Origin of the sequence: Rhodococcus sp. T7, assembly GCF_009872365.1 — a bacterium.
Classification (GTDB): Bacteria; Actinomycetota; Actinomycetes; order Mycobacteriales; family Mycobacteriaceae; genus Rhodococcus_F.
This window is the reverse complement of the sequence record NZ_WXYH01000189.1, coordinates 1-2,147: the sequence shown is the minus strand read 5'-3', so window position 1 is coordinate 2,147 and position 2,147 is coordinate 1. Positions and strand designations below refer to the sequence as shown.

Below are 2,147 nucleotides of genomic sequence, written 5' to 3'. Positions count from 1 at the left end.
CAGCTTTGTAGCCCATGGTGATGTTGATGTCGCGGTGGCCGGCGATCACCTGGGCGATATGCGGTGGCAGCCCGCTCATGATCGCGTCAGTGATGAACAGCCTTCGGAAATCATGGGGCGTGAATCGCAATGGCTCATCAGTTGACGGGTCGGTAAGTCTGGTGCGGACCAATGCGGCGGCGAGAATGTCGCGAACGACGTCGGGGCTGATCCTGCGGCGCTCGGCGCCGAATCGGCGCTGGAACAACAACGGCGACGGTGGCAGCCATACGCATTCCTGCCAGTCGTAGGAGGCGATCAGTGGGATCTTGCCGGTGTGGTCGCGGACCCGGTGGATGACTGCGCTGAGCACGTCCGCCAATTCCGGCGAGACCAACAGGAGTCTCTCCTCGTCGGTCTTGGATGGGACGATCTGTAGCAGCGGCACCATTTCGTCGGTGGTGGGAAGGCGGTATTGCACAAAGCTGTGGTGCGAGAGTTCCAGCAGCTCCTCGACCCGGATGCCGGTGGCCCGCAGAACTTCAACGATCGCCCAGGCCCAGAAGGCGTGATCTTCTTCGAGTTCGAGGTCGCGTCGCTTGCCGGTGACGGGGTCCTCCGCCCAGACCTTGCCGCGGATGGCTTTGTGGCCGGTGACGGAGCGGATCAGTGTCTGCCCGGCTGCGGTGAACGGCTCCCCAGGCTGGGTATGGCGGGCTGCCTGCAGGAGCATCTCGGTTGCTTTGCGGTGCTCATTGACGGTGCGCACCAGGGTCGGCAGAACGGGTAGCCGTTCCCGGGTGCGGGCATCCATACGGGATTTGCGGTGCCGCTGGAGCTTTCGCCTGTTCGCCTCTTCTTCCTTGATGGGGCAGGGAACCGCCCACTGGGCCCAGCGGCCCGGGTCGTCGACGGCCCACTGGGCCAAGTCCAGGTAGAACGCCCGGATCGGGATCAGGCACTCCCGATAGTTCAGCCGTGGGACGTCGACGGTGACCTTCTCCCCGGTCTTCGCCGTAATCGTCTTCTGTTTGGTGCGCAGTCGTTGTTTCCAGGCGGCGGCGACCTCGTCGGGCAGGCGGAGGCTGTCGATGCCGGGATGGTGGATCTCCAAGTCCTTCCAGAATCGCGCCCCCAACGCGCACGCGAGGCCTTCCATGCTGGAGTAGTCCAGCGACGGCTGACGCTCCCGCAGATAGTCCACCAGCACATCACGGATCGGACGGCAGACGAGGCCGTATCGGTCGATCAGTTCCTCGGGTGTGCGCGGTCCAGCGGTGCCCCGTACCTCCCGCAGCGTCGACGGCGAGTCTGGGCCGACGACACCTGCCGTGCGCAGCAGCCGGTAGAACACGGCGGCGTCCCCGGACACCGATGCCAGCGTGTCGAGTTCGACGTCCAGCAACTCCAGGACGTCCCCGACGGTGACGTCGGCCAGCAGGCCACCCTTGGCCGCGATGATCTCGGCGGCGCGATACAAGGTGTGGCTGTTGGCGATCGAGGAGACGTGGGGATCCGCGTCGCACAGGATCCGCAGCCTGGCGAACCCGTCGGGGTCACGCGTCTGTGCCAGGTGACGCACCAGGCTTCCCGGGCCTGTCGCTTTGGCCACCAGCCAACCCAGCGCGGGGCGCACGAGATCTGCGCTGATCGCCACCAACAACGCCGAGGTCAGCGCTTCCAACCGCCATTCGGCGACCAGGCCGTGCTCCTGCAGCCATCGGGCCGGGATCTTGCGCCATCCCGCGCCTGCGGAGTCGGCTCCGCTGGCAAGCCAGCGCTCCTGCCAGGTCCCGCCCGGCTGGGCCTCCAACCAGTCCAGCAGAAACGTCAACCCTCGGAGGCGGATCTTCTGGGTGTGGGCGTTGTCCACCACAAAAGGTGCGCGGGTCAATCGATCCCACACCGCGTCGCGGCTTTGACCGGTGGCCGGCCAGGTCCCCGGAGAAGGCCGGGCCGGGAAACGAATGCGGGCCGCGTCCCGCCCTGTCGGCGGTCTCCCGGCCAGTAGGCGCGCTTCATCAACTGTGGCGGTCACGACACGCCATTGCCGAACAGGGCGTCCAGCGTCTCCGGCCGGTAGCCGGGCGCCGGGGCCGGGCGGGCCCGCTCAACCGCCCGCCGAGTCTGCTCGGCGTGGTGGGCCAGCACCCGCCGGATCACATCCT

At 66.9% G+C, this 2,147-nt stretch carries 1 protein-coding gene; it reads right to left on the bottom strand.

Annotated elements, in window-relative coordinates; all coding sequences use genetic code 11:
* Positions 1-1,873, bottom strand: a 1,873-nt coding sequence (locus MLGJGCBP_RS18890; RefSeq protein WP_236581199.1) for a tyrosine-type recombinase/integrase, incomplete at its 3' end; no start/stop codon positions are given.
* Positions 1,874-2,147 lie beyond the last annotated feature (274 nt).